At 34.7% G+C, this 5071-nt stretch carries 6 protein-coding genes and 3 pseudogenes; all 9 read left to right on the plus strand.

From position 1 onward, the window contains the following. On the plus strand, positions 1 to 348 hold a 348-nt coding region (locus ATN92_RS03710; RefSeq protein WP_234032526.1), incomplete at its 5' end, for an rRNA adenine N-6-methyltransferase family protein. Further along, positions 323 to 394 (plus strand): annotated as a pseudogene (locus tag ATN92_RS19485) (rRNA adenine methyltransferase); the annotation flags it as partial. The gene ATN92_RS03710 and the pseudogene ATN92_RS19485, both read left to right, overlap by 26 nt. Then, positions 370 to 591 carry a hypothetical protein gene (locus tag ATN92_RS03715; protein WP_010712928.1) on the plus strand — a complete coding sequence of 74 codons (222 nt, stop codon included), beginning with the start codon at positions 370 to 372 and terminating at the stop codon, positions 589 to 591. The pseudogene ATN92_RS19485 and the gene ATN92_RS03715, both read left to right, overlap by 25 nt. A 536-nt stretch (positions 592 to 1127) precedes the next feature. After that, positions 1128 to 1283: a protein RepA gene (locus ATN92_RS03720; RefSeq protein ID WP_002328822.1), complete on the plus strand. Its 156-nt coding sequence runs from the start codon at positions 1128 to 1130 to the stop codon at positions 1281 to 1283. A 123-nt stretch (positions 1284 to 1406) separates the two neighbouring features. Beyond that, entirely contained in the window at positions 1407 to 2045 is a 639-nt protein-coding gene (locus tag ATN92_RS03725; RefSeq protein WP_056950684.1) for a replication protein, read from the plus strand. A gap of 252 nt (positions 2046 to 2297) precedes the next feature. Further along, the gene (mobV, locus tag ATN92_RS03730) at positions 2298 to 3509 is read left to right on the plus strand and encodes a MobV family relaxase (RefSeq protein WP_074412848.1); all 1212 of its coding nucleotides are present in this window, start codon (positions 2298 to 2300) and stop codon (positions 3507 to 3509) included. A gap of 604 nt (positions 3510 to 4113) precedes the next feature. Next, a pseudogene (locus ATN92_RS19295) lies at positions 4114 to 4197 on the plus strand (MLS leader peptide); the annotation flags it as partial. Between the two features lie 48 nt (positions 4198 to 4245). Then, positions 4246 to 4329, plus strand: a complete 84-nt coding sequence (locus tag ATN92_RS03740; RefSeq protein ID WP_001814874.1) for a 23S rRNA methyltransferase attenuation leader peptide — start codon at positions 4246 to 4248, stop codon at positions 4327 to 4329. 124 nt (positions 4330 to 4453) lie between these two features. Next, a pseudogene (gene erm / locus ATN92_RS03745) lies at positions 4454 to 5071 on the plus strand (23S ribosomal RNA methyltransferase Erm); the annotation flags it as partial.

The raw sequence follows: 5071 nt of genomic DNA on the forward strand, positions 1-5071 counted from the left end.
TACAAGCGTACCTTGGATATTCACCGAACACTAGGGTTGCTCTTGCACACTCAAGTCTCGATTCAGCAATTGCTTAAGCTGCCAGCGGAATGCTTTCATCCTAAACCAAAAGTAAACAGTGTCTTAATAAAACTTACCCGCCATACCACAGATGTTCCAGATAAATATTGGAAGCTATATACGTACTTTGTTTCAAAATGGGTCAATCGAGAATATCGTCAACTGTTTACTAAAAATCAGTTTCATCAAGCAATGAAACACGCCAAAGTAAACAATTTAAGTACCATTACTTATGAGCAAGTATTGTCTATTTTTAATAGTTATCTATTATTTAACGGGAGGAAATAATTCTATGAGTCGCTTTTGTAAATGTTGGAGAAAGAGAATAAATCGCTTAAAAACGAAATTAAGGGCATTTACAGAGGTTTTAATCAGTTTATGGAAAATACCCTTGGTGCAACTGTTGGACAAGCTAAAAAGCTCATGAATAACCTTGTGAGCGAAATTAAAGAGTTTGTAAAAGGTGGAGAGTTTGAAAAAATTCATAGAAATGAAACTCGAACACGAGATAGAGATGAATTAAGTCGTTAGAAGCTCATATTTGCGTTTTAAGGCGTTTTAAATCAATTCGAGTATATTTATACCTGTTTGGTCTTTTCGTCGGCATAAGCGTTAAAAATGGCAATAGAAAAAGCTGCAAGGGCGAACGTAGTGAGTGCATTTACCCTTGCAGCTTTTTTTGTTGTCATTTAGCTTTTGCATAGACGACGGAAAGCCAACAGGTGTGAATGTTTAGCTACTTTTCAGAGGCATGATCAAACGCATTGCGTTTGTGGGTGTGGGCAACGCCCGCGGTTTTATTAGTTTTTAGGAATTGGGAAGCAAACTGGGGGGAGATTTTGAAAAAATCGACCAACTCATGGGGGCACTACGACACCCCCCATGTGTCCATTGTCCATTGTCCAAATAGATAAAAAGATTAAATGTCTTGTAAATACCTTTATATGAACGTTTTAAGCACCTATTTCGAGGTGAAAAAAAGTTTTTTGTAAAATCTTGTATTCCTGTCGTATGTATAATATAATTACAGTGTAAAAGAGATTTTGAAGAGAATTGAGGTGTATTTTGTGGTTGAAGTTGAGAAGAAAAAAGTGACTTTATCTTTACCTGTTGAATCGAATGACAAACTAGAAAAAATGGCACAAAAATATGGAATGACTAAATCAGGTTTGGTTACATTTTTAATTAATCAAGCTGATGATAAGGGGACTATTTTTAAATAAAAAAAGCCCTGCTAGGAAGATAGCAAGGGCTCGCAAGATTTGGTTTTCTTTGATTTCGCAACTCAAGTTTATCAAATTTTCCCTTGTTTTCCTAGTAGAGTAACTAGGAAGGTGTAGAAAAATATGGAAAATGAAAATAGAACAGATTGGGCATTGCCTAGAAAGAATTTAAATCCAAAAACTAAACAGCCTTATAAGCGAGGTCGTAACTGGTGGATTGTTGTTTATCCTGAAAGTTTGCCAGAGAATTGGAAAGAGATTATTTCAACTGAACCTGTGGCAATTAGTCCATTACATGATAAAGATGTTAATGCAGACGGAACAAAGAAAAAGCCGCATTATCATATAGTTTTTAATTACAAGGGCAATAAATCATTTGAACAAATGGACGAAATGGCAAGAGCTTTAAGGGCACCGATTCCTGAAAGAATAAGTGGTTTAACTGGTGCTGTTAGATATTTAACGCATATGGATAATCCTGAAAAGTATCAATACGATAATACAGAAATACAAGTGTTTGGTGGATTTGACCTTGAAAGTTGTTTAGCGTTATCTACTGGTGATAAAAGACAAGCGTTAAAAGAAATGCTTGGTTTTATTTCGGATAACAATATTATGCATTTAAAAGATTTTGCTGATTATTGTATGTCTGACCGAGCTCCTGCTGGTTGGTTCGAATTGCTAACAGAGAGGAATACTCTTTTTATAAAAGAGTACATAAAATCGAATTGGCAAAAAGAAAACCAAGTTTATAAAGAGTGAGGAATTAAATAAAAAATATGCCCCCTGCTGAAAAGCCAAGGGGGTTATTTTTTTGTGTTTTAAGAGTTGGATTACATGAGCCAACTCTTTGTTTTTTGTATCAGCTAATTGCACCATAAGGGTGCGCTGATACTCGGCTCAAAAGAGCCGAATAAGCCGTCTGCAAGACCCCTCGGCGAGCCCACCTTTACGAAGTAAAGTATAGTGGGTTATACTTTACATGGAAGCTGTCCCGAAGTTAGGAGTGTTTATATGTCATTTGTAGTGGCGAGAATGCAGAAGGTAAAATCAGGAAATTTAGTTGGGGTAGGTAATCATAATCAGAGAAATACAGACAATCATTCCAACAAAGATATTGATGTTGAACGGTCACATTTAAATTATGATTTGGTCAATCGGACAGAAAATTATAAACGAGATATTGAGCAATTTATTAACGACAACAAATCAAGTAGTCGTGCTGTCAGAAAAGATGCTGTATTAATAAACGAATGGATCATAACTTCTGACAACCAATTTTTTAAAGATAAAGATAGTAAAGAAATTAAAGATTATTTTGAAGTTGCTAAATCATATTTTTCAGAAAAATTTGGTGATGAGAATATCCGCTATGCTCAAGTTCACTTAGACGAAACGACACCGCATATGCACTTAGGAATTGTGCCGTTTAATGACGAACACAAGCTATCAGCAAAGACTGTTTTTAATCGTCAAGCCTTACAAGCGGTACAAGACGAATTGCCAAAGTATTTAAATGAGCGTGGTTTTGAGCTTGAACGTGGCGAAAAAGGGTCAGAGCGTAAAAATTTAACAGTGCCTGAATATAAAAAGGCAAAGGATGAATTAAAAGAGCTGACTACCACGCTGGAACAGCGGAAGTCAGAAGTTTTAGCGTTATCGAACGATAAAACACCAACAATCAAGAAAGAAAGTTTAGATTTAAAAGACGAAACGAAAACGGTCAAAGTACCAAGTGGCGAAACCATTGGTATTGGTAAGTTGCGACATGAATTTACGAAAAATGAAGAACGAAAAACAGGAAATGTGATTATCCCTGAAGATAAATTAAATGCCTTAATACAAGGCTATGAAGATTTATATAAATCGAATGAGAAACTAAAGAAATATGCGGAAACTGATTTACCTAAGCGGATTGACTATGTAAAAGAAAAATACAAGGAAGTAGTGCGTGATTTCAACGATTTAGCAGATAGATATAATAATAATCTAGAGAAAATTGATTCGTTGGAGAAAGAGAATAAATCGCTTAAAAACGAAATTAAGGGCATTTACAAAGGGTTTAAAGAGTACTTTAAAGATTCTAAGCAAGTTACAACTGAACAGGTTAAAACGCTTGTTAGTGGCGTTTTAGACAAAGTAAAAGAATTTGTAAAAGGTGGAGAATTTGAAAAAATTCATAGAAATGAAACTCAAACACGAGATAGAGATGAATTAAGTCGTTAGAAGCTCATATTTGCGTTCTAAGACGTTTTAAATCAATTCGAGTATATTTACACGTGATTATTACTTTTCGTCGGCATAAGCGTTTAAAATGGCTATAAATAATAAAGACAAGGGCGAACAACGTGAGCAACGTTTACCCTTGTCTTTTTATTTTAGGCATTTAGCTTTTGCTGAGCGACGAAAAGTAATTACGTGATAAAGCTACTTTTCAGAGGCATGATCAAACGCATTGCGTTTGTCAGGGGTGGGCGGAAGCCCACGGTTTTTAAAAGGGTTTTTGCGGAGCAAAATACCCTTTTCTTCTTATCTTGATACTATTAGGGGTCCCGAGCGCCTACGAGGAATTTGTATCGATAAGAAATAGATTTAAAAATTTCGCTGTTATTTTGTACATTTAACTTGACGGTGACATCTCTCTATTGTGAGTTATTAGTGGTACAGTTTTCAACCGTTTTAATTATAAAAAAGTGGTGCATTTTTAAATTGGCACAAACAGGTAACGGTTATTGCAGGTGTATTTCTTATCTATGGGTTTAACATGGATTTTATCATTAAAATCATGAGTATTGTCCGAGAGTGATTGGTCTTGCGTATGGTTAACCCTAAAGTTATGGAAATAAGACTTAGAAGCAAACTTAAGAGTGTGTTGATAGTGCATTATCTTAAAATTTTGTATAATAGGAATTGAAGTTAAATTAGATGCTAAAAATTTGTAATTAAGAAGGAGGGATTCGTCATGTTGGTATTCCAAATGCGTAATGTAGATAAAACATCTACTGTTTTGAAACAGACTAAAAACAGTGATTACGCAGATAAATAAATACGTTAGATTAATTCCTACCAGTGACTAATCTTATGACTTTTTAAACAGATAACTAAAATTACAAACAAATCGTTTAACTTCTGTATTTGTTTATAGATGTAATCACTTCAGGAGAGATTACATGAACAAAAATATAAAATATTCTCAAAACTTTTTAACGAGTGAAAAAGTACTCAACCAAATAATAAAACAATTGAATTTAAAAGAAACCGATACCGTTTACGAAATTGGAACAGGTAAAGGGCATTTAACGACGAAACTGGCTAAAATAAGTAAACAGGTAACGTCTATTGAATTAGACAGTCATCTATTCAACTTATCGTCAGAAAAATTAAAACTGAATACTCGTGTCACTTTAATTCACCAAGATATTCTACAGTTTCAATTCCCTAACAAACAGAGGTATAAAATTGTTGGGAATATTCCTTACCATTTAAGCACACAAATTATTAAAAAAGTGGTTTTTGAAAGCCGTGCGTCTGACATCTATCTGATTGTTGAAGAAGGATTCTACAAGCGTACCTTGGATATTCACCGAACACTAGGGTTGCTCTTGCACACTCAAGTCTCGATTCAGCAATTGCTTAAGCTGCCAGCGGAATGCTTTCATCCTAAACCAAAAGTAAACAGTGTCTTAATAAAACTTACCCGCCATACCACAGATGTTCCAGATAAATATTGGAAGCTATATCCGTACTTGGTTTCAAATGGGTCAATCGAGAATATCGTCAACTGTTTC

It is taken from the genome of Companilactobacillus bobalius, assembly GCF_009764355.1.

Excerpts from the sequence above, each read along its gene's own strand:
- ATN92_RS03715 (WP_010712928.1), top strand. The coding sequence starts at position 370 with ATGTTGGAGAAAGAGAATAAATCGCTTAAAAACGAAATTAAGGGCATT.
- ATN92_RS03725 (WP_056950684.1), top strand. The coding sequence starts at position 1,407 with ATGGAAAATGAAAATAGAACAGATTGGGCATTGCCTAGAAAGAATTTA.
- mobV (WP_074412848.1), top strand. The coding sequence starts at position 2,298 with ATGTCATTTGTAGTGGCGAGAATGCAGAAGGTAAAATCAGGAAATTTA.
- ATN92_RS03740 (WP_001814874.1), top strand. The coding sequence starts at position 4,246 with ATGTTGGTATTCCAAATGCGTAATGTAGATAAAACATCTACTGTTTTG.